Here is a 23,796-nt window from a genome sequence, read left to right as displayed (position 1 = left end):
TGGGTCTCGTCGGCGCCGCCGTGGGTTTTTTACTGGCACTGTTTTTGCGGTGGCGGGTGCTGTGTTGGTGGTTGGTGCTGTGGTGTATCCGGGGTTTAAGACCACTGAGGTGGAGTTGAACGACGGCGGGGTGTGGGTTGTCAGTAAGTCCAGGAATGCTGTGGGTCGGTTGAATTATCCGTCGCGGGTCCTGGATGGGGCTGTGACTCCGGCGAGTACCACTTTCGATGTGTTGCAGAGTGCCGGGGATGTTTTTGTTGATGACCCGACTGGTTCGACGTTGAATCAGGTGTCGGCGGCGAATATGCGTCTGGGTGGGGATAAGCAGTTGCCGGGGTCAGCGGATGTGAGTTTTGGCCGGGGTGTTTTGTCGGTGACTGATCCTGGCAAGGGGACGGTGTGGGCGTTGTCGCCGTCGACGGTTAATGGTTTTGATGAGGAGTCCAGCGAGCCGGTGGTGGTGGGTTCGCAGGGTCTGGTGTCGGCGGTGGGGGCTGATGACCGGATTTATAGTGCTGATCCGAAGACGGGCAGGGTTTTTGTGACGTCGGTGGATGGTGAGGGGGTGTCCACGGGGGTTGAGGAGAGCACGTGGGAGGCCTTGAAGGGGGCCGGGGATCTGCAGTTGGCTGTGGTGGGGGATCAGCCGGTGGTGTTGGATGCTGCGCGGGGGAAGCTGTTTTTGCCGGGCGGGCGTGAGTTGGCGTTGGCGGATGCGAAGGACGCGAAGCTGCAGCAGAGTGGTCCTGCTGCTGATGCTGTGGCGGTGGCGACTCCGAAGGCGTTGTTGTTGCAGCCGTTGGGTGGGGGGACGGCGAAGACTGTGACCTTTGGGGGTGAGGGGGTTCCGGCTGCTCCGGTGCAGTTGGGCGGGTGTGTGCATGCTGCGTGGTCGGGGGCGAATAAGTATGTGCGTGAGTGTGTCAGTGATGCTGATGACCGCAGTGTTGATGTTCCCAAGGCCAGTGCGTCTCCGGAGTATGTGTTCCGGGTGAACCGGGATCTTGTGGTTCTTAATGATGTGAATTCGGGCAATGTGTGGCTGGTGAACCAGAACATGCAGCTGGTGAACAACTGGGACGACGTCGTCCCACCCAAACAGACCTCTGACGACGCAGACAAGGACTCTGCCGATGAAGTCCAGCAGACAGTACTGCCGGACCGCACCAAACCGAACAGCGCCCCGGTGGCCAACCCGGACGCGTTCGGGGTCCGGCCCGGTAAGACGACCATCCTTCCGGTCCTGGACAACGACACCGACCCGGACGGCGACGTCCTGACGCTGCGCACTCCTGAGGAGGTCAAGGCAGGAACAATTTCCCCCATCTACGGCGCCACGGGTTTCCAGATCTCCGTACCAAGTGAGAAGTCAGGAACGGAATCGTTCAAATACAGTGTCGACGACGGACGAGGACTTTCGGCTTCAGCGGAGGTTTCCTTGAACATCGTTCCGCCCAGCGAGAATAGCGCTCCACGCCAAAAACCCAACCGCAACAACGCCCTGGTGCTGCAGTCCGGCAAGAGCATCAGTCAGAACATTCTTACTGACTGGATAGATCCCGACGGTGACGACCTGTTTGCTGTGTCCGCCACCAGCAGTGATCCCCAGGACCAGGTAAAAATCCGTCCGGACGGCCAGCTGACTTTTCAGGATTCGGGCACGGCACCGGGACGGAAAACCGTCACTGTAACGGTCTCAGACGCCACCCTCAGCACTGAAGGAAAGATTGTGGTTGACGTGCGCGCGCCTGGAGCCTTGCCGCCCATCGCCAACGCGGACCACGTCATTGCTGTGGCAGGGACGGACACCGTGATCGCTCCCCTGAAAAACGATGCCGACCCCCAGGGAGGCTCGTTGCGGCTGGCACAAGCGACCCCCGATGCGCAGTCCACGGCTACCATCGGTGCCGACCAGCAAACGTTCACCTTCAACTCGGCCACCTTGGGCTCGCACTACGTGTCCTACCTGGTGACAAACGGACCGGCCAGCGCGCAACAGCTGGTGCGCGTGGACGTCGTGGCCGGCGACAAGGAAGGCTCGCCGGTGGCAGTGCGGGATGTGGCCCTGCTTCCCATCGGAGGAAGCGTCCTGGTTGACGTCCTCGGCAACGATTCGGATCCGTCGGGCGGAGTCCTGGTGGTGCAGTCAGTAACAGCGGGCGACCAGCTGCCCGTCAACGTTTCAGTGCTGGAGCACTCGGTCGTCAGGATCACCGACATCCGCGCAACCGGGCAGCTGACTATGAAGTACACCATCTCCAATGGCCGTTCCTCCGCCAGCGGTGAAATCGCGGTGCTGGTCATCCCCGCACCCGGCAAACTTCAGGCGCCACAAGCGAAACCGGACGAGGTTACTGTCCGTGCCGGAGACGTTGTGAGCATTCCGGTCCTGGCTAACGATACGGATCCGGACGGCGGAAAACTGTCGCTGGTCCGTGACCTGGCGCAGCAGCCGGACGAGGCCGACGGCAGGACCTTCACCTCCGGAAACGACGTGCGCTTCATAGCGGGAGCGACAGCGAAGACCGTGTATGCGATCTACAAGGTCCAGAATGAATCCGGTCAGACCGATTCCCAGCAGGTCACGATACGGATCAGGGCGCGCGACGACGAGCGCAACTCCCGTCCCGAGCCCAAGAATCTGACCGCCCGGGTAGTGGCAGGCATGACTATCAAGATTGCCGTGCCCCTGAACGGTATCGATCCGGACGGAGACTCTGTCCAGCTCCTTGGCATTGACACTGCACCCTCCATGGGCACAGCGGTGGTTAGGGACGGCTACCTTGAGTTCACAGCCGGAGCAGACTCTGCCGGCACCGACACTTTCAGCTATCGGGTCCGGGACCGGATTGGCGCAGAGAATAATGGAACAGTCATCGTGGGCATCGCGCCTCAGGAAGCGAATAACCAGAAGCCCATAGCTGTGGACGACCCCGTGGATGTCCGCCCCGGGCGGATGGTGGCCGTGGATGTTCTCAGCAATGACTCCGATCCCGATGGGGATGCACTGGCATTGGTGACAAACGGCTTCGAGGCGAAGCCTGAACTCCGTGTCGAGGCAACGGACGGCTCAAAGGTTCTTTTCACGGCGCCGTCCACAGCCGGACATGAAAGCATCCGGTACCAGATCCAGGATGAGAAGAAGGCCCCCGGCAGCGCCGTGATCCGCGTCCGGGTCAGTCCCACCGCAGAGCTCAAACCTCCGGTGGCGAAGGACGACACGATTACACCGGCCGAGACGCTGGGTAAGACTGCAGTAGACGTGCCGGTGCTGAAAAACGACTCGGACCCTGACGGTGTCGCGGCAGACTTGAAGATCGGCCTGCCAGACGGCAACCCCAATGCCCGCGTAGGAACCGACGGCAACGTCGTGGTGACCCTGGCCGCGACGGACCAGCTGGTTCCCTATTCGGTAACTGACGCCGACGGACAGACGGCAACCGCAGTGATGTGGATCCCCGGCATGGGAGAGCAGTATCCCACCCTCGCCAATACCGACGTCGTCGAGGTTATGTCCGGTAAGGAAATAACCATTGATTTGAATGAGTTCGTGAAAGTGCGGGAAGGAAAACGGCCGCGCATCACTGTCGCGGATAAGGTCAAAGTGCAGGGTGCTTCCCCGGAGGGTGTGATCGTCTCGGACGGTACGGGTCTTCGCTATGCGGCGAAACCGGACTACGTTGGCCCGGGATCCTTGACGTTTGAGGTTACAGACGGATCAAGGGCAGACGATCCTGCCGGGCTGAAGTCCACTCTTGTCATCACCACCCGGGTGATACCCGATCCCAACGCCAACCATCCGCCCACGTTCAGCGGTACTTCCCTGGATGTGCCAAAAGCGGAAACCGCAACTCTGGACCTCTCCGGAGTGGCAAAGGATGTTGATGAAAGGGACCAGGGCAGCCTCAAGTTTGAGCTGGACGGAATTCTCCCCTCCGGGCTCAAGGCCGAGCTGGACGGATCAGTCCTGAAAGTCACCGCGGAGACTTCCGTGGACGTCGGCTTCACTGGTGCCATTCCCCTCAAAGTCACGGATGGCCGCTCTCCGGCGGTAAGGGCAACCGTCATGGCAAAGCACGTCGCCTCCAATCGACCGTTGCCTGTGGCTAACGACGACACCATCGACAAGGCCAATGCCGGACGCACTGAATCTCTCAACGTCCTCGCCAACGACTACAACCCCTTCGAGGGCACGCCGCTGAAGATTGTGGCTGCCAGTGTGGAAACTGGATCCGCCAGCGGTCAACCTGTGATTAATGGTGACTCCATCTCGGTGACTCCCTCCGAGGGTTTCAAGGGCGTGATGGTGGTCCGGTACACAGTGACGGATAAGACAGGTGACCTGTCCCGGCAAGCGGGGGGTCGGCTGCGGCTCACGGTGCGGGACAAACCCGATGCTCCGTCTGCACCCGCGGCAACGGATGTCAGGAGCCGCACTGCGGTTTTGAAGTGGGCCCCACCGTCCGACAATGGAGCGCAGATCACCAGGTACACGGTGACGTCCAGCGGATTCACGCAGGAGTGTGAGACCACCACCTGCACATTGAGCGGGCTCACCAACGATGTGAAGTACGTCTTCACCGTCACAGCCACGAATGAGGTTGGCCAGTCAGCTTCATCGCCAGTGTCAAATGAAATCCGGCCTGATGAAAAACCATCACCGCCGGAGGCGCCGGCAGTTAAAGCCGGCGACAAGGACATGCAGATCTCGTGGGCGCCGGCAAAGACCGAGGGATCCGCTGTGAAGGAATACAACCTCGAGATCTCCCCGCCTCCGGCGAGTGGTATCGCCGTCAAGAACGGCGTGACTGGGCTCAGCTACACCTGGCCGGCGCTCACTAATGGAGTGAAGTACAAAGTCCGCGCACAAGCCGTGAACGAGCTGGGCCCCTCCGAATGGGGCATCTACTCCGCCGAGGACAACCCTGCCGGAGTTCCGGCGGCACCGGCCGCTCCTACGTCTGCCGTGGCATCCTCGGTGGGAACGCAGAACCAGTTGAAGGTCAACTGGACTGAACCGAACACCAACGGGGATCCCATCCGGAATTACTACGTCACGATGAGCGGCGGGGGAGGGGTCACCCAGACCCAGGTCGTGGCAGGCACAGAACGGACTGCGAACTTCACTGCGAACAACTCTGAGTCTTCTTATACCTTCACAGTCCAGGCAGAAAACAAAGCGGGCAAGGGCGGCGTCAGCGCACCGTCGGCGCCACGCCGTGCCACCGGCAAGCTTGGCCAGGTTTCGGGGGTCACTGCCACCCCGGCCAATACCGGAGGAGCGGGCCGGCAGGTTACCATCAACTTCAAAACACTCACCGACGCCGAACGGAACGGATCGGCCCGGGATGAGGTCAGCTACAGCTACAACGCCAGCAATGGTGCCTCCGGGCCCATCACGCCTGGCGGAACAGTCGGCGGATTCACCAACGGGGCTGAGGTAGCCATTACCGTGACCGCCAACTCCAGCGTGGCGCCCAGTTCCGATGCCAGCGCCCCGGCTCGGGCGACACCCTACGGGGCCCCCGGTAACCCTTCTGCGTCCGGACAGAACGGCGGCCAGAATCAAACGACTCTGACCTTCAGCTGGAATTCCCCATCGACTGCCACGAATGACGTGGCCTACACGCAGATCCGGATCGGCGGTGGAGGCTGGGAGCGAGTTGCCGCATCGGGAAGCCGCACAATAGAGACCGGTGGCTATGATCAGCGGCGCTCGTTCGAGGTGCAGACCGTCAACTCCATAGGGACTGGCGGCGGCATTGCCACGGCAACCGCCCAATCGGGGCCCGCGAAGACCAGTTGGGATGCGACCGTCCCCTCAGCCGGTTACCGCACGTGTACGGACGCACCCGCTTCCGGCCAGACATCGTGGGATTCGACAACTCCCGGGCACCTCTGTGGCGGTCAGGTAAGGGGATACCCGTGGATCTACACCGGCGATAACTTCACCGTCAACTGCTACATGTGGCGCGGTACCGGCGACGGACGCGGAGACGGCCTGTGGTACAGGATCAGCTCCCAGGCAGACAGCCGATACATTGGACGCGTTATCCATTCCGCCAACACAACGCTTGGCGAGCCGTACGCACACGGGATACCGCAATGCTGAGCCCTGCGGCCGGACGCAGGTCAGCTTGCCGTGGGCAGAGCTCCCCATCGCAGGCTTTCGAATGCTTGGGTAGGCTATGGCGGGTAACGGAGAGCCCTGTATCGGGTCCGTCTTGCCTTCTCTGGTCTTTTGGTTGGTCTTGTGCTGCTTTTTGGGTGGCTTTTATTGCGGGGGAATTGTAGAGCTGTGACACATCTGTTTGGCAGGTCTGGGTCTCGTCGGCGCCGCCGTGGGTTTTTTACTGGCACTGTTTTTGCGGTGGCGGGTGCTGTGTTGGTGGTTGGTGCTGTGGTGTATCCGGGGTTTAAGACCACTGAGGTGGAGTTGAACGACGGCGGGGTGTGGGTTGTCAGTAAGTCCAGGAATGCTGTGGGTCGGTTGAATTATCCGTCGCGGGTCCTGGATGGGGCTGTGACTCCGGCGAGTACCACTTTCGATGTGTTGCAGAGTGCCGGGGATGTTTTTGTTGATGACCCGACTGGTTCGACGTTGAATCAGGTGTCGGCGGCGAATATGCGTCTGGGTGGGGATAAGCAGTTGCCGGGGTCAGCGGATGTGAGTTTTGGCCGGGGTGTTTTGTCGGTGACTGATCCTGGCAAGGGGACGGTGTGGGCGTTGTCGCCGTCGACGGTTAATGGTTTTGATGAGGAGTCCAGCGAGCCGGTGGTGGTGGGTTCGCAGGGTCTGGTGTCGGCGGTGGGGGCTGATGACCGGATTTATAGTGCTGATCCGAAGACGGGCAGGGTTTTTGTGACGTCGGTGGATGGTGAGGGGGTGTCCACGGGGGTTGAGGAGAGCACGTGGGAGGCCTTGAAGGGGGCCGGGGATCTGCAGTTGGCTGTGGTGGGGGATCAGCCGGTGGTGTTGGATGCTGCGCGGGGGAAGCTGTTTTTGCCGGGCGGGCGTGAGTTGGCGTTGGCGGATGCGAAGGACGCGAAGCTGCAGCAGAGTGGTCCTGCTGCTGATGCTGTGGCGGTGGCGACTCCGAAGGCGTTGTTGTTGCAGCCGTTGGGTGGGGGGACGGCGAAGACTGTGACCTTTGGGGGTGAGGGGGTTCCGGCTGCTCCGGTGCAGTTGGGCGGGTGTGTGCATGCTGCGTGGTCGGGGGCGAATAAGTATGTGCGTGAGTGTGTCAGTGATGCTGATGACCGCAGTGTTGATGTTCCCAAGGCCAGTGCGTCTCCGGAGTATGTGTTCCGGGTGAACCGGGATCTTGTGGTTCTTAATGATGTGAATTCGGGCAATGTGTGGCTGGTGAACCAGAACATGCAGCTGGTGAACAACTGGGACGACGTCGTCCCACCCAAGAATGAATCCGATGAGCAGGACAAGGATTCGGCGGACAACAACACGATCAACATCCTGCCGGACCGCACTAAACCAAACCGCCCGCCGGAAACAAAACCGGACGCGTTCGGCGTGAGGCCAGGGCGCACCACCATCCTTCCGGTCCTGGACAACGACTCAGATCCCGACGGGGACGTCCTCACAGCATCCGTGGGTACCTCAGGTCCCAAGGCAGGAAACCTGGAGAACATTTACGGCGGAACGGCGTTCCAGGTCAGTGTCCCGGCCGCCGCCAAACCAGGCGTGGAAACTTTCGACTACAACGCTTCCGACGGGCGGGGACTGTCCGCGGGTGGCAGCATCACCCTCAACGTCGTAGGTCCGGACGAGAACCGTCCGCCGGTCTTCAAGCGCGGCGAACCCACTACCATGCTCGTGGAACAGGGGAAAACGGTCAGCCAGAACATCCTGACGGACTGGATGGATCCAGACGGCGATGACCTCGTCCTGATGGACGCGAAGGCGGACAACGACCAGGACCAGGTCAAGGTGCGCAGGGACGGACTCCTGACTTACCAGGACTCAGGAGCCGCCGCGGGCAAGAAAAACGTCGCGGTGACCATCTGGGACGGCCGTGCCACGGTTACCGGAAAAGTTGTCATCAACGTCCAGCCGCCGGGTGCCCTGGCTCCAGTGGTCAACGCGGATCACGTCACGGCCGTCGTCGGCCAGGACCTGGTGATCGCACCGCTGAAGAACGACGTCGACCCCAACGGAGGCGCCTTGAGGCTCGCCCAGGTGGAAGCCTCCGGTCCTGGCGAGCTTGGTCCCGTTACCGAAGGCGGCACTTTCACGTTCCGCAGCGGGACGCCTGGCCCGGTCTACCTGACGTATATAGCCAGCAACGGTCCACAAAGCAGCCAGGGCCTGATCCGGGTCGACGTTGAATCGGGGAAGGACACCGGCAATCCGGTGGCCGTCCACGACGTCGCCCTCATGCCCGTGGGCGGCAGCGTGCTTCTGGACCCGCTCGCGAACGACTCCGATCCTTCCGGGGGAGTGCTGGTGCTGCAGTCGGTATCGATGCCCGAAAATTCCACGGCCTCCGTGAGCATCATCGACCACAGCGTCCTGCGCATCACCGATCTCGTGGGCACCAAGGACCCCTTTGTTTTCAACTACACAATGTCCAACGGAAAGAAGTCTGCCACGGGCAGCGTCTCCGTGGTCCCGGTCCCTGCGCCCGCCGTCGTCGAAGCACCTCAGCCGAAGCCCGACGAAGTAAACGTACGCGTCAACGACGTCGTGACCATCCCCGTGCTGGACAACGACACCCACCCCCAAGGCGAAAAGCTCACGGTTGATCCGGTGTTGCCGCAAGCGGTTCCCGCGGAGGACGGGAAGAGCTTCGTGTCGGAGAATTCCCTGCGGTTCATCGCCGGCAGCCAGCCAAAGACCGTCCGCGCCATCTACAACGCCGTGGACCCGCAGGGCCAGAAGAGTGCCGCAGCGGTCACCATCCACATCCTGCCCCTTGAAGGGGCGGAGAACTCACGTCCCCAGCCGCGGAACCTGACGGCGAGGGTAGTTGCGGCGGGCTCAGTCCGGATTCCGGTGCCCCTGGACGGGATAGACCCCGACGGCGATTCCGTTCAACTTACAGGAATCGACAGTTCCGCCAACATGGGCACCGCCACGGTCGGCAGCAACTTCATCGACTTTACGGCGGCAGGGGACGGCGCAGGAACTGACACTTTCCGCTACAAGGTGGTGGACCGCCAGGGTGCCGTGAATACGGGCACTGTGACCATCGGTATTGCTCCACGAGGGGACACCAACCAGAAACCGACGCCTGTGGATGACGAAGTCAAGGTGCGCCCGGGACGCCAGATAGCAGTTGATGCCATTGGAAATGACAGTGATCCCGATGGGGACCTCATCCGTATCCTGACCGATGGTATCGAGGCGGATCCCTCGCTGCAGGCCACTGTCAGCAAGCAGAGCGGCCGTATCATCCTTCTCGCTCCATCCGCGGAGGGCACGGTCAATGTCGGGTACACGATTGCGGACGATCGGGACGCGTCGGCGCAAGCCTCCATCAGCGTGGTGGCAGACAACGAGGTACCCCTTCAGGCGCCCATCGCCAGAGACGACCGGGTCACGTCAGCGCAGACACTGGGCAAGACCGCCGTCGACGTTCCCGTGCTGAAAAACGACGAAGATCCGGACGGTGTCGGGGAGAACCTGAAAGTCACCGCCCAGTCCCCGACGGCAGCTCCCGGAACCGAGGGCAACATGATTGTGCAGCTCACCGAGCAGCCGCAACTCATCCCCTATGAAGTGGAGGACGTTGACGGTCAGAAGTCGACCGCCGTCATTTGGGTGCCCGGCATCGGCCAGCAGGTTCCCACGCTGGCGAAGGACGAGGTTCTTGAGGTGATTGCCGGGCAGACTGTCAGCGTGAACCTGAATGAGTGGGTCAAGGTCCGCGAGGGGCACACGCCACGGCTGACGCAACGTGACCGCGTCAAGCTCATCGGAGCCGATGGCAGTGACCCCGTCGGCGCTAACAACTCCGAGCTGAAATATACTGCCGGGGTTGACTACGTTGGACCGGGTTCCATCAGCTTTGAAGTCACGGACGGGTCCGGTCCCGACGATCCGGCCGGCCTCAAGTCCACCCTCAGTATCCGGACCAAGGTGCTGCCCGACCCGAACCGGAACAACCCGCCAACGCTGCTTGGTGGTTCGGTGGAAGTGCCGAAAGGTGACTCCGCCGCCACAGACCTGGGCAAGCTGACGGCTGATCCCGATCGGGACGATCTCGAAAACATGAAGTACGAGATTGTGGGCGGCAACCCCATTGGTTTTAACACGACTATTGAAGGCAAGTCGTTGAAGGTTTCGGGTACCGACGGCAGCAATGTCGGCGCGGTTGGAGCCGTACAGGTGAAGGCAAAGGACTCAAGGGGTCTGGAAGCCACAGCGACGTTCCAGCTGGCTGTTACAGCATCCGATCGGCCCAAGCCGGTGGCCAACGACGATCTTGAACCCAACGCGGCGGCCGGAAAACCCGTGACTGTCAATGTTCTCGCCAACGACTCCAATCCATTTCCCGAAACGCCATTGACCATCATCTCGGCTGTCACGGAAACAGGCAGCGGAGACGTTGCAGTGGCGGGGGGCTCCCTGAATGTCACACCTGCCACTGGATTCACCGGAACCATGGTTGTGTCCTATACGGTTGCAGACAAGACCGAGGAATCCTCAAGGTACGCCACGGCCCGGACCCGCCTGACGGTCAAAGACAAGCCCGCCGCTCCGACCACACCGCAGGCCCAAAGCGTCGGTGACGAAACCGCATTACTGACCTGGCAGGCGCCAGCCGACCGGGGGTCACCCATCACCAAATACACGGTCTACGGTGAAGGCGGCTACCAGCAGGATTGCCCTGCAAACACCTGCACCTTGACGGGCCTGACCAATGACACGAAGTATCACTTCCAAGTGACGGCCACCAATGCCATCGATGAATCTGAGAGGTCCCCGGCGTCGGCTGAAGTTCGTCCCGATGTGAAGCCCGACACTCCACTTGCCCCCGCGCTGAAGTTCGGCGATAAGGAGCTGACAGTGACCTGGGTGCCGCCGGCAAGCAAGGGTTCACCAGTGAAGTCTTACGACTTGGAGATTTCTCCGGCTCCGGCGGGTCAGAACGCACAGGTCCAAAACCTCACGGCAGCCAGCTACCTCTGGAAGGGGCTCCAGAACGGCGTTGCATACAAGGTGCGCGTGCTGGCCCGCAATGATGCGAAGGAACCGTCCGAATGGAGTCCTTATTCTGCTGCGGAAGTGCCTGCCGGTGTCCCGGCGGTGCCTGCTGCTCCCACGGCGTCGCAGGCCGGTTCCCTGGGAGCGGAGAGCCAGCTCCAGGTCATGTGGACAGCACCTGCCAACAACGGTGACGCTGTCTCCTCTTACACCCTGACCACCTGGCACGGTGGAGCGGCCGTGGCGAGCCAGCCTGTGACTTCGGGAACCTCCCAGAACGTGAGGGTGGCCAATTCCGAAGCGGACTATACGTTCACTGTCTCGGCCACGAACAAGGCGGGAACCAGCGCCGACAGCGGACAGTCGCCCCCCATCCGGGCAGCAGGCAAGCCGGACATGGTGGGGACCCCAACCGCTAGCCTCGTCGATACCAACGGCGACGGGGGAAAGATCGACGTGAAATTCCCGGTGCTTACTGCTGCCCAGCGCAACGGTTCGACGGGTGGCGAGATCACCTATAAGTACCGGTTGACTTCGGGTGGCGGCAGCGGAGACATCCCTGCCGGTGGAGGCGTCGTCCCCGCAGCCAACGGCACCGAGACCGCAGTCGTGGTCTGGGCTGTCTCTTCCCGCAGTTCCACGGCTGGCGATGCCAGTCCTGCATCCAACGCGGTTAATCCCTATGGGCTCGCCTTCGCGCCGACTGTAACGGGGAGCAACAGCAGCGGTGTTGGGGATAGGACTGTTTCCTGGACCTGGACCCAACCCAGCGGCAATGGCCGCCCAGTGTCTGGCTATCAGTACAGGCTGGACGGAGCAAGCTGGCAAAACACAGAGCAGCGTTCTTTCTCCGATAGCGTGGGCTTCGGCGAAGCTCATCGCCTTGAGGTGCGGGCCATCAGCGGCGGGCAGCCGGGCAGGATAGGCGCGGACACGTCGCGCAGCGGCAGCGCACCACCTCCGCCGGGACCCCAGACCTGGGCCGCGGTGGTTAACGTCAATAGCTGCCTGGAGAAGGCAAAAGGCACCGGCGATCACTGGAGCGGCGACACCTGCACCTCGTACAAAATGCCGCAGGGCTCCAATTTGCAACTGGAATGCTATCGCGACGGGTGGGGTTCGAGCCGTTGGTTCTATATCTACAGCAAGGACGGCAACCGCTGGACCAATGAATACCGATTCATCCGGGCTGACACTGTAAATAGTTCGACTTCAGGCATGGGCTCGTGCCCGGCCAGTTACTAACCCGAAATTGCCAATTTAGACTAATTCGCCCGGAAATTCACCAGAACACGAAAAAAGGAATTACACATGACCATGACAACTGAGCAGGCCGCCTGGTTTGCAGGAACATTCGAGAAGCTCGTTGCCAATGTCGGCCATGCCGTGCTGGGTAAAGCACACGTTATCCGCCTGACCTTCACGGCCATGCTCGCGGAAGGCCATGTGCTGTTCGAGGACGCCCCGGGCACCGGTAAGACATCGCTGGCCCGGGCCTTGGCGGCTACGGTTCAAGGTTCAAACAACAGGATCCAGTTCACCCCGGACCTCCTGCCCTCGGACGTTACCGGCGTGACCATTTACGACCAGAAGACCCAGAAGTTTGAGTTTCACAAGGGGCCGATCTTCAACAACATCGTCCTCGCAGATGAAATCAACCGCGCCTCGCCCAAGACCCAGTCCGCGCTCCTGGAGGTCATGGAAGAGTCCCGCGTAACTGTGGACGGTGTCACCTATGAAGCAGGCCGTCCGTTCATGGTGATGGCGACCCAGAACCCGATCGAACAGGCCGGTACCTACCGCCTGCCAGAGGCACAGTTGGACCGTTTCCTTATGAAGACTTCCATCGGCTACCCGGACCATGCATCAACTGTCCAGATCCTCGGCGGCACCAACCTGAAGGACCGCTCCAAGGACATTTCCCCCGTTATCACCACTCAGGCCATCGCTGATATGGCCGACCTGGCCGCCACCACCCACGTTGACACTGCCGTGCTGGAGTACATCTCCCGGCTGTGTGAAGAGACCCGCAACGCGCCTGAAACACGGCTTGGCGTATCGGTCCGCGGTGCCTTGGCGATGGTCCGTGCTGCCAAGGTCTGGGCAGCAAGCCAAGGCCGGAACTTCGTCCTTCCTGATGACATCAAGGACCTTGCCTCCGTCGTATGGACCCACCGCTTTGTGATGGACCCCGAGGCCGAATTCTCAGGAGCCACCCCCGAGGCAATTCTGGCGCGGGTGCTTGCCGACGTGGCTGCACCGCAGCAGCGGGCCAACGCCTAGCCATAAGCCTCTCCAATAACATCCCAGTCAGCACGCGATCAAAGGCCTCAATATGTTCCGCAGCACTCCGTTGAACCGGCTTGCTGAACGCCTCCGCCGGTTTCGGCCCGCAAGGCAGTTGCTCCCATCAAAGAACAGAGGCAACCTCCTCCGTCCCTCGGCAGTGTGGACGGAGGCCGTCAGCACTGCCCAACTCGCCGTGGAGCCTGTCTGGCGGGTAGTCCGGGCGCAGTGGCTGCGTTTCGTCTGGCCTGTCCTCTCCATCGTCAGCGTGCTGGGCTGGTCCATTCTGGCCGGGTCCATCCTCCTGTGGGTGGTGGGGCAGTCCTTTGGCTGGCAAGAAGCCAAGGCAGCGGCCATAGCGGCTTTTGTGCTGTTCGTCATTGCGGTGGGATTTGTCCTTGGCAGGTCATCCTATGGCGTTGTCCTGGACCTTACCCGCACCAGGGTGGCGGTTGGCGACAACGCGGTAGGAAGCATCGCTGTATCCAACACCTCAGCACGGCCGCTGTTGCCGGCCGCCCTTGAACTGCCGGTGGGGGCAGCCACCGCCATTTTCCACCTGCCCCGGATGAAACCCGCCCAGGTCCACGAGGATCTCTTCACGATTCCTACAGCGCGGCGTGCCGTCATCGTCGTCGGCCCCGTCCGTTCTGTCCGGGCGGACCCCCTCCACCTGCTGCGGAGGCAGGTCCTCTGGACAGACCCTGAGGACCTCTACGTCCACCCCAGGACAGTGGCTCTGGCCGGATCGGCGGCCGGCTTTATCCGTGACCTCGAAGGAATGCCCACCACTGACCTGTCAAGCGCTGACGTCTCCTTTCACGCCTTGCGGGATTATGTGCCAGGCGATGACAGACGCCATATCCACTGGAAGACGACGGCGCGGACCAACAAGCTGATGGTCCGGCAGTTCGAGGAGACACGCCGTGCGCACCTGGCTATCTCCCTGTCCATCAACACTGACGAGTACGGCTCTGAGCACGAATTCGAGATGGCCATTTCGGCGGCTGCATCCATCGGCCGCCAGGCCATCAGGGAACAGCGTGAGCTTGATGTCCTCACGCAAAAAGGGCCACTCCGTTGCGAGACCGGCCGGAACATGCTCGATGACATGACCAGGATTGTTGGCGCCCCGATGCGTAAGACTGCAGTGGACCTCGCCCGTAACCTGGCCGATAAAGTCCCCAATGCGTCAGTAGTGTTCTTCATCGTTGGCAGCCAGGTGACGCCCGCCCAACTGCGGTCGGCGGCTGCATCCGTCCCTGCAGGCGTCCGCAGCCTGGCAATTCGCCTTCAGCCCGGCGCCGCGCCCTCACGGGCCAACATCGCTGACCTGACTGTTCTCACCTTGGGAGACCTGTCGGATCTGGCCATCGTCCTTAGAAAGGCAGCAGCATGAGCTCCGCCACCGGACTCCGCCCCCGGCGCCAGTCCGCACCACCCGCCCAAGTGTCCCCGTTTCTGGACGGGCGGCCGGCGTGGCATTTCGCCGTCGACGTTGCAGCCCTGACCGTACTCCTGGGTCTGGGCGTGCTGGGCTTCAGCCTGAGTTACGGCGGTGACCCTTACTACCTTGTAGCCGGATTTGGTGGAATCGTCCTGGGCCTGGGCATTGCGGCCCTCAACGCCCACCTTCGGCTTGGCCTGCTGATCACAGCGGCGATTGCTTTGGCCGCGTACTTGGTCCTAGGTACGGCCCTTGCCGTGCCGGACGCCGCCATTGCCGGGTTCATCCCCACGTTGGATTCGTTACGAACCCTGCTGCTGGGTGTGGTCTTTTCGTGGAAGGACATGCTGACGGTAGGTGTGCCGGTTGGCACCGCCGGCGGCGTGCTGATCGTCCCCTTCCTCAGTTCCTTCATCACCGCGTTGGCAGCGGCCCTGCTGACCTGGCGCTCGAGGGGGCCATACTGGCCATTGCTGCCGATCCTGGTGCTCTTTGTCACCGGCATCGCCTTCAGCACCAACGCGGGCTTCCTGACGGTGGAACGAGGGATCGCCCTGACTATGGTGGCCATCGCCTGGGCTACCTTCCGGCGCGATGCCCTGCGGCGCAGCGATACCCGCAAGGTCTCGGTCAACAGCCCGCAGACCGATGCCTCCTCGGCCCGCAGAGCACGGACCCGGCGGCTGGCCACCGCAGCCGCGGTCATTGCGCTCAGTGTCGGCGTCACTGCCCTGGTCTCGCCCCTGGTCACCGCGAGCGATGACCGCCGCGTCCTCAGGAACACGATCGTTCCCCCCTTCGACCCGAAGGACTACATCACTCCGCTGGCCAGCTTCCGGACCTTCGTGAAGGACAAGAAGGACGACAAACTCTTTGTGGTCAAGGGTTTGCCCAAGGACGGGCGCGTTCGACTCGCTGCACTGGATGCGTTCAACGGGACCAACTACAACATCGATCCCAACAGCTCCGGGAACTTCAGCAAGGTCGGTGACGCCAAATCCATCAACACCTTGGCGGATACCGACGGCATCGTGCCAACGGTTGACTACACCCTGGACATCACAGTGGAGGACTACCAGGGGTACTTCGTCCCCGGCGGGCGAAAAACCACAGGCCTGAGCTTTTCGCAGGCTTCGAGCAGCGCAGCCGCAGGACTGTACTTCAACTCCGGCACCGATACCGCCGTCACCACGAAAGGACTGTCCAAGGGAGACTCGTACAGCATCCAGGTAGCGGACCCCGTCAAACTGGAACACGGCCAACTCACTCAATATGACTTTGCCAAGTTCAGCATGCCCGATGCCGTTGAGGTTCCGCCCGTCGTCGGATCCCAGGCAAATGACCTCTCTGCGGACGCTCCGACGGCAGTGGACCGGGTGCGGCAGATCGAAGCGCATTTCCAGAAAAAGGGGGCCTTCAGCAACGGCCTCATCACCGAGGGCCAGTTGCCCAGTGTCTCAGGACACGGGTCTGCCCGCATCAGGAACCTGCTGACAGCCAAGCAGATGCTGGGCGACGACGAACAGTACGCGGTGGCCATGTCACTGATGCTCAGGCATCTGGGCATCCCGTCCCGGGTGGTCATGGGGTTCTACCCCGATCCCAAGAGCCCTGAAAACGGTGCAGGCGAAGTCAGCATCACGGGTAAGGACGTTCATGCCTGGGTCGAGGTCGCATTTGACCGGGTCGGCTGGGTGGCTTTCGACCCGACGCCACCCAAGGACAACGTGCCCATCCCTCCTGACCCGGAGAGCAAGTCCAAACCCAAGCCCCAGGTCCTGCAGCCGCCGCCCCCGCCACAGGAGCCGGCTGAGCTGCCGCCGGACTCTTCCCCGGACGCACTGGACGCGGATCAGAAGAAGAACAATCCCTGGCTCTTCTGGGGACCCATCCTCGCCGCCATTGGCGTGGCCATGATCCCGATAGGCATTCTTGCGCTGCCACTGCTGCTGATTGCGTTGCTGAAGGGCCGACGCCGTAAGGCCAGGTTCACTGAAGGCGATCCTGCCCGCCGCGTCGGTGGCGGGTGGAACGAACTCCTGAGCCTGGCAACTGACATGGGCGCAGGAGTGGACCACCGTGCCACCCGCCGGGAATCTGCCGTCGTGCTGGGTGAGGCTTTCCCCGCAACCCAGTCGACTACCACCTTGCTGGCTCACAGGGCCGATGCGAACATCTTCGGCGCGGGGCAACCGAGCGAAGCGGAAGTCCGGGAATACTGGACCATCGTGGAAGGATCACTTAAGGACATGACGGGAGCCGTGGGTTTCTGGCGCCGCCAGCAGGCCAGGTTCTCGCCGCGGTCCCTCCTTGCCGACGGCAGGACTGCGCTCAGCCTGCGCGGGCTACGGCCGGTCTTGGGGGCCGGGCGCCAGCCAGAAGGAAAGACTGAGGCCGCACGCAAAGCGGAGACCGGTCCGGCCGCTTCCATACCCTCCGGGGACCCGCACTCCCGGGACACGAACTCCGAGGACGCGCAGTCCGTGAACGCGCCACGGGGACGCCGCGAACTTCGGGCCCACACCAATCCCGAGGATGATGCCACTGTCAGGAAGAACCACAACGAGCAATGACACATGATGCAGAGCGCTGCCAGCGCTGTCAGCAGCTGATCCGCTCCGGAGCCACGTTTTGCACGGCTTGCGGCGCCCCATTGAACAACAGGGCCGCCAGGAGTATCCGGAACGTGAATCACGGGCAGCAGGCAGGTGTGGAGGGCATGACCGCGCACCGACCCTCGATTCCCGGTAATATCCCGATAGTGCCCGCTCAATCCGGGCATAACTCCGGCCACGGAAATGGGGGCCTTGGACGAGGGGGAGAAGCCGGAATGGCAGCACGACTTGAGGTAGTACCCGCAGTTGCCGGTAAACGCCTTGGCGCCGCTGTGCTTGACTGGCTTCCGGCCTTTGCCGTGCTGGCAGTCACCTTCACGATCGGTTTCGCCGGTGTGACGCGGACGCTCAGCGGCGGTTTCATCATCTACGACACGTCCTCCGTGGTGCTCTGGGGCGGAATCGGCTCGGCTCTGGCGCTCCTATACGCCCTTGTCCTGGTGGCCATCGAAGGCCGTACGGGAAACACGCTTGGAAACCGGCTCATGGGGATTCGCAGCGCAGATAAGGATGGCTACGCGCCGGGCGGCGGTCCGGTCTTTGTCCGCGGCATATTTACGGGGGCAGGCATCATCCTTGCCATCCTTGCGGCCATTGTTTTGATTGCCCTGAAAGCGTTCGACATAGCTCTGTGGATCCTCACGCCGCTGTTCCTCCTGGGAAGTGCATGGGCTGTTGTGGTGGTTCTCTCCAACTCCTGGGATAAGAACGGCAACCTCCGCGGGTGGCACGACGCTGCGGCGAAGACGCTCGTGTTCGATATCAAGGCGGGCAGGAATCCCGTTACTACCGGTGGTATCCAGGGCCCCTACAGCTTCGCGCCACTGGATCTCCCGCCGGTGCAACAGGTTCCGTCTCCGGTTGCCGGCGCTGCCCCCGCCGCGCCGCAGGTGATTAACGCCCAACAGTTGAACCTGCAGGGAAGCCAGGCTTCTGGAAGCCCGGCTTCGGGCGGTGCCGCGCTGGACCCGAATAAATGGCAGGCCCCTGCAACGCTACAGCCGTCGTCCGCCCCTGCGGCGGGGCAAGCCCCGCATTCGGTCCAGGCCCCGCTTCAGGGCGAGCCGTCACCTCCGGTCCAACTGCCTCCGGTCCAACTGCCCCCGGTTCACCTGCCGGTCGAGGTACACCAGCCCGCTGCTCCCGCGCCAATGAGTCAGGAACAGGCGCCGGCACCGGTATCCCAGCCCTATCCCGCCCAGCCCTATTCCGCCGTCGGCCACCCCGATGATGACCACGAGCGTACGCAATTGAGGGGCGCACAGCCTCCCGCGCCGCTGGCGGTCCTCCGGATCCGGCTCGACGACGGCCGGGACTTCGAACTCGACCGCACCGTCCTTATCGGGAGGAATCCCGCGGCCCATTCCGGGGAGCAGGTGGTGCAAATGCTGGCGATCCAGGACCCGGGCCGTTCCATTTCCAAAACCCATCTTCATCTCCTTTCGGACCGTGACGGGATCTGGGTCACTGACCGGAATTCCACCAACGGCAGCGCCGTCACCACCCCCGACGGCATCCGCACCCCATTGCAGGCAGGCCAGCCGGCATACGTCCGCCCAGGTTCCACCGTCCACTTCGGTGACCGCACCTTTCACCTAGGACAGGCATGAATTCCGAGCCGGACTCGACCACACCTCCCCAGTACACCGAACACGGGCTCCAGCTGAGCTGCGGTTACGGAACCGACCGCGGACTGCGGCGCGAACTGAACGAAGATTCTTTCATTGCATCGGATCCGGTGTTTGCCGTGGCCGATGGCATGGGGGGCCATGAGGCGGGTGAGATTGCCAGCGGCATCTGTGTTCGTGTCCTGGCAGGAATGCCGCAGCTGGCTACGGGCGAGCGAACAGCGACTGCCGCCGTCGTCCAGCAGTACCTGATGAGTGCAGACGAGCGCATCCGGGAGGCCACCGGCTCCCGGGCAGGCACCACGCTCACGGGCGCCGTGGTGGTGGAGCAGATGGGGCTGCCGTATTGGCTTGTGATGAACATCGGCGACTCCCGCACGTACAGGCTGAGCCAAGGCGGATTTTCACAGGTCACTGTAGACCACTCAGAAGTACAGGAACTGGTTGACGCCGGTGAGATCACGCCTGAGCAGGCAACGGTCCATCCGCGAAGGCACGTGGTCACGCGCGCTCTCGGCACGGGTGACGAGACCGAGGCCGATTATTGGCTCCTTCCGGTTGAAGAGGGAGACCGGATCCTGATCTGTTCGGACGGACTGAATGCCGAACTCACAGATGAGCACATCTTCCGCATCCTCAGCACTGTCGGCCACCCCCAGGATGCCGTTGACGCCCTGATTCAATCGGCGCTACGCAGCGGCGGCCGTGACAACGTCACCGTCATCGTGGTTGATGCCAAGAACGTCTTGAACGATGCCGGCGCTGTCACCACAGCGCCACGCTCGGTGGTAGCGGCCGAGGAAGAGGATACGCTTCCACGGAACCTGCTCGATGCCGGTACTGATAACCGGACAGAGGAGAGCGGTGAGCGTGACGTGGGCAAGGATCCGTCGCCAGATTCCGGAGTCGGTTCCGGAGCCGGCGATGCTGACGCCGCCCTGGAGGCAGAGACGGAAGGCAGCCCAGCCGCCGTCCGCGAAGACAGGGAACAAGGTCATGGTCACCAGTAGCTACAGCCCCGGGAGCTGGATCGGAATTGTCCGGTCCGGCACCGCCGTATTGCTGCGCCCGGAAGCCGACCCGGCGCTGGTCCACTCCCTTTGGATGCTGTTGGGAACGGCCCCCCAGGCCCATGAAGTCCTCCATGCAGTCACCAGCGCTTCCGGTGGATCTTTGGCTGAAATCCCGTGGTTCGGCATCGTGGACTTCAAGCAGTCCCTGCGGGTTTTCCTTCGCGGCGACATCGAGCTCACGGCCGTGTTGGCCGGCGGTCCTGTCGAGCTCAACGGACGTGATGTCACCACGTGGACTGAGCGTCACCTGGCGGATCCACAGTGGTACACAGTGAACGTTCCGGGCGGGAGTGCCGGAGCTGAATTGCCACTGGCTGATGGAGTTGTGCTGATGCAGGGTCTGCGGATGGACGCGGGAGCCGTTCCTGAAGCGCGGGTTCCGCTGGCGCTGGTGCCCTCCGTCCAATTGCAGGAACGCTTGGCATCGGAGCTGCCGGTTGTGGCACCAGAGCTGCCGGTTGCGGCACTGCAGGTGCCGGAACCGCCAGTTCAGGCACCGCAGCTGCCGGAACCGCCGGTCCAGGCCCCGCAGGCGGCGGGGCGGCCGGTAGTACAGGCGTTGCCCGAACCACAAACGCCTGAGGCTGCTCCTGACGTTGAGGACTTGCCTGAAGAGCCCATGCCTGAGGCATCCGACAACGTAGCAATTGACCACGGGGTCTCGCAGGAGACCGTGATGGGCATCCACGACGACGACGGAGACTACGACGACGACGACGCCGACCACGACGCCGACCACGAGTCTGTTGGGCCGGCTGACGAACCTGTTTCCGCCGCTGCGTCGGATGCGCCCGAGGAGGTGGCGGCCGTCGAAATGACCGGCAGCTACGATCACCTCTGGGAAAAGACAGTGATGCGGAACATCGAGGATGCCGCTGTCCGGGTCGACCCGGAAGCTGACGAGGCTGCGCAAGGGACAGGCGCGGGGTCTGAGGTAAAGAGCGACGAACCGGCTGCCGAGGCCCCGGAGGCAGCAGACCAACCCCTGGCCGTCTCATTTCAAGCCCACGTTCGGGAGCCAGTCCAACAGCCTGTTGAGCCGCCGGCACCGCCGGTCCAGCAGGGCGGTTTGATCGATTCTGTGCCGTGGCGCAGCGGCTCTTCCAGCGCGGCTCCCGTCTGGACCCCTCCTTCCGGGCAGTCGTTCCCGGTAGCGGTGCCAGTCCTTCCTCTGACGGATGACAGCGACCATGATGGCGAGACCATCATGAAAAGCGATCTGGCAGGGATGGCCGCGGGAGACCAGGCTTCCGTCGTCGACAGGGCTGACGCGGACGGTGCCGGGGCTCAAGGGCCCAAGGTGCTCGCCCGGGTTTGCCCACAAAACCACGCAAATCCTCCCACTCATTCCGAGTGCTCCACCTGCCGCCAGCCTCTTCCCGATGACGCCGTTCAGGTCCCGCGGCCCCCGTTGGGCCGGATGCGGGTGTCCTCGGGCGAGCTGATAGATCTGGACCAGTCGATGATTGTAGGGCGGCAGCCCTCTGTTTCCCGTGTCCAGGGCGGTGTGATGCCCAGGCTCGTCCAGGTAGCCAGCCCCAGCGGAGACATCTCACGTTCCCATGTGGAGGTGAGACTCGAAGGCTGGCACGTTATGCTGTGCGACCTGAAGGCCACGAACGGCACCGTCCTGGTCCGCGAGGGGCAATCCCCGCGGCGGCTTGCGCAAGGTGAAATGGCTATTCTCCTGGATGGGGACATCGCCGAACTCGGCGATGACATTTCCTTGCGGTTTGAGGAGATTCGTTGAGTTCCAAACGTCCCCCCGCCCCACCACCCCGCATCCCCGGTTTTACCTACGTCAGCCTCCTGGGCTCAGGCGGTTTTTCGGATGTTTACCTCTATGAACAGGACAGGCCGCGCCGGAAGGTAGCCGTCAAAGTTCTGTTGTCGGGGCTGAAGACTGACGGGGCACGACGACGGTTCGAGTCTGAGGCCAACCTCATGGCCCAGTTGTCCTCGCACCCCTATATCGTCACCATCTTCGAAGCCGAGGTGACCGATGACGGGCATTCCTACCTGGCCATGGAGTACTGTTCCAGGCCAAGCCTGGATATCCGGTACCGTCGTCAGCGTTTCAGTGTCGACGAAGTCCTTGCCGTAGGCATCCAGGTGGCCTCCGCCGTCGAAACCGCGCACCGCGCCGGGATCGCCCACCGTGACATCAAACCCGCCAACATCCTGGTCACTGACTACAACAGACCAGCCTTGACCGACTTCGGGATATCAGGGACCCTGGGCAGCGACACCGATGAGGATGCCGGGATGTCCATTCCCTGGTCTCCACCGGAGCAGTTCCGGGACGGTCCTGTGGACGGCATTATGGTGGATGTCTGGGCGCTGGGAGCAACCCTCTACACTCTTCTGGCCGGACGGTCTCCCTTTGTCATGCCGGGAGCTGACAATTCCCAGCGCGAACTGATCGCCCGCATCTCCAATATGCCGGTTCCGCGTCTGGCCCGGGCCGACGTTCCCCAGTCCCTCGAGCTTGCGTTGTCAACGGCCATGGCGAAGTCGCCGGTCTCCCGGTACTCGTCCGCCCACGCGTTTGCTCTTGCACTCCAGCGCACCCAGGCTGAACTGAACCTGTCAGTGACGCCTTTTGAGGTTTTGGAGGAGCCGCAGCAGTATGACGGACACCCCGATGATGGCTTCGAAGAAACACGCGTCCGGAGCGTCGCCTCGATCGATCCCGAGCTGACCGGCAGCGCTCCCACGTTCCCGGCACGGACCCGCCCCCTCGCCGGGGAAAGTCCTGCTCCTAAGATTCCCGCTGCGCCTGTTCCTACGGCTCAGCGCGCTCCCCAGGTACCGGGGCCGCAGCTGTTCGCGCCGAAACCGCAGGACCATAAGGAGCCCGGACCGCAGGGACCAGGCACGGCTTACGCTGCGGGGAACACGACTGGCTACGCTGCAGGAAACAACACCGAGCAGGACGATCCAGTCCAGGCCACGATGCTGCGTGGACCAATGGGTTCCGCTCCGGCCCGTGGACCCCACGGCCCCGGCCCGCAGGCAGGCCCGGCACAGTACACGGCCAGCCAGAGCGTACGCGACGATGACCTGGCCGCCACCATCAACCGGCCCCGAGCAACCGGGGAGGCCGATGCCGAGGAAGCTCCCCAGGACACCGGGAAAAGGAATCTGTGGCTGGCAATAGCGGGCGGAACCATCCTGGTGGTGGCAATCATCCTGGGAATAACGTTGTCCCAGACGAGGCCTGAACCGCATGTGCTGGCCACTGAGCAGTTCAGCAAGCCTCCGGCGGATCCCCTGGACGATGGCGTCGTTCCTGACATTGTGAACCTGAAGGGAGCCAACGGAGCGCCGGGCAAGGTGATCTTTACATGGACCAATCCCCAGCCGAAGCCAGGCGATGTCTATAAATGGAACCTTGATGGCGGACCTGTCGAGTCGACCACTGAGCCCAAGGCTGAAATTGTTGCAAACCCGCCGGGGCAGTTCACCTGCATCACGGTGATACTTGTCCGCCAGGACGGCACTGCTTCGGCGGGACAGTCCCTGGACGCACGCGAATGCCATTCACTCTAGGACTAATAAGTAGTTCACGGAACGAATC

The 23,796-nt window shown here is 62.5% G+C and carries 9 protein-coding genes; all 9 read left to right on the top strand.

The genetic code is table 11. The annotated features are described in order from the left end of the window. The first annotated feature begins 49 nt into the window (after positions 1-49). The 9 genes from MU551_RS11560 (at position 50) to MU551_RS11520 (ending at position 23,768) form a co-directional block, all read left to right on the top strand. Positions 50-6,112 carry an Ig-like domain-containing protein gene (locus MU551_RS11560; RefSeq protein WP_247044278.1) on the top strand — a complete coding sequence of 2,021 codons (6,063 nt, stop codon included), beginning with the start codon at positions 50-52 and terminating at the stop codon, positions 6,110-6,112. Positions 6,113-6,298: 186 nt separating this feature from the next. Continuing rightward, entirely contained in the window at positions 6,299-12,412 is a 6,114-nt protein-coding gene (locus MU551_RS11555; protein ID WP_247044275.1) for an Ig-like domain-containing protein, read from the top strand. Positions 12,413-12,478: 66 nt separating this feature from the next. Next, entirely contained in the window at positions 12,479-13,450 is a 972-nt protein-coding gene (locus MU551_RS11550; protein WP_247044272.1) for an AAA family ATPase, read from the top strand. A gap of 52 nt (positions 13,451-13,502) precedes the next feature. After that, the gene (locus MU551_RS11545) at positions 13,503-14,852 is read left to right on the top strand and encodes a DUF58 domain-containing protein (RefSeq protein WP_247044263.1); all 1,350 of its coding nucleotides are present in this window, start codon (positions 13,503-13,505) and stop codon (positions 14,850-14,852) included. After that, positions 14,849-17,473, top strand: a complete 2,625-nt coding sequence (locus MU551_RS11540; RefSeq protein ID WP_247044261.1) for a transglutaminase-like domain-containing protein — start codon at positions 14,849-14,851, stop codon at positions 17,471-17,473. Before MU551_RS11545 ends, MU551_RS11540 begins: the two co-directional genes overlap by 4 nt. A gap of 257 nt (positions 17,474-17,730) precedes the next feature. Further along, positions 17,731-19,125, top strand: a complete 1,395-nt coding sequence (locus MU551_RS11535) for an RDD family protein (RefSeq protein ID WP_247044258.1) — start codon at positions 17,731-17,733, stop codon at positions 19,123-19,125. Further along, positions 19,122-20,153 carry a PP2C family protein-serine/threonine phosphatase gene (locus MU551_RS11530; RefSeq protein WP_247044256.1) on the top strand — a complete coding sequence of 344 codons (1,032 nt, stop codon included), beginning with the start codon at positions 19,122-19,124 and terminating at the stop codon, positions 20,151-20,153. Before MU551_RS11535 ends, MU551_RS11530 begins: the two co-directional genes overlap by 4 nt. Next, entirely contained in the window at positions 20,140-21,966 is a 1,827-nt protein-coding gene (locus tag MU551_RS11525) for an FHA domain-containing protein (RefSeq protein WP_247044254.1), read from the top strand. The genes MU551_RS11530 and MU551_RS11525 overlap by 14 nt, the downstream gene beginning before the upstream one ends. Next, positions 21,963-23,768: a serine/threonine-protein kinase gene (locus tag MU551_RS11520; protein WP_247044251.1), complete on the top strand. Its 1,806-nt coding sequence runs from the start codon at positions 21,963-21,965 to the stop codon at positions 23,766-23,768. Before MU551_RS11525 ends, MU551_RS11520 begins: the two co-directional genes overlap by 4 nt. The last annotated feature ends 28 nt before the right edge of the window (positions 23,769-23,796 follow it).

This window comes from Arthrobacter rhizosphaerae (assembly GCF_023062595.1).
Lineage (GTDB): Bacteria > Actinomycetota > Actinomycetes > Actinomycetales > Micrococcaceae > Arthrobacter > Arthrobacter rhizosphaerae.
Note: the sequence above shows the minus strand (reverse complement) of the source record. Positions and strands in the feature narration are given on the sequence as shown.

Bases quoted from the DNA above. Each gene is read 5' to 3' on its own strand.
- MU551_RS11545 (WP_247044263.1), top strand. From the start codon at position 13,503: ATGTTCCGCAGCACTCCGTTGAACCGGCTTGCTGAACGCCTCCGCCGG.
- MU551_RS11540 (WP_247044261.1), top strand. From the start codon at position 14,849: ATGAGCTCCGCCACCGGACTCCGCCCCCGGCGCCAGTCCGCACCACCC.
- MU551_RS11530 (WP_247044256.1), top strand. From the start codon at position 19,122: ATGAATTCCGAGCCGGACTCGACCACACCTCCCCAGTACACCGAACAC.
- MU551_RS11525 (WP_247044254.1), top strand. From the start codon at position 20,140: ATGGTCACCAGTAGCTACAGCCCCGGGAGCTGGATCGGAATTGTCCGG.
- MU551_RS11535 (WP_247044258.1), top strand. From the start codon at position 17,731: ATGGCAGCACGACTTGAGGTAGTACCCGCAGTTGCCGGTAAACGCCTT.
- MU551_RS11550 (WP_247044272.1), top strand. From the start codon at position 12,479: ATGACCATGACAACTGAGCAGGCCGCCTGGTTTGCAGGAACATTCGAG.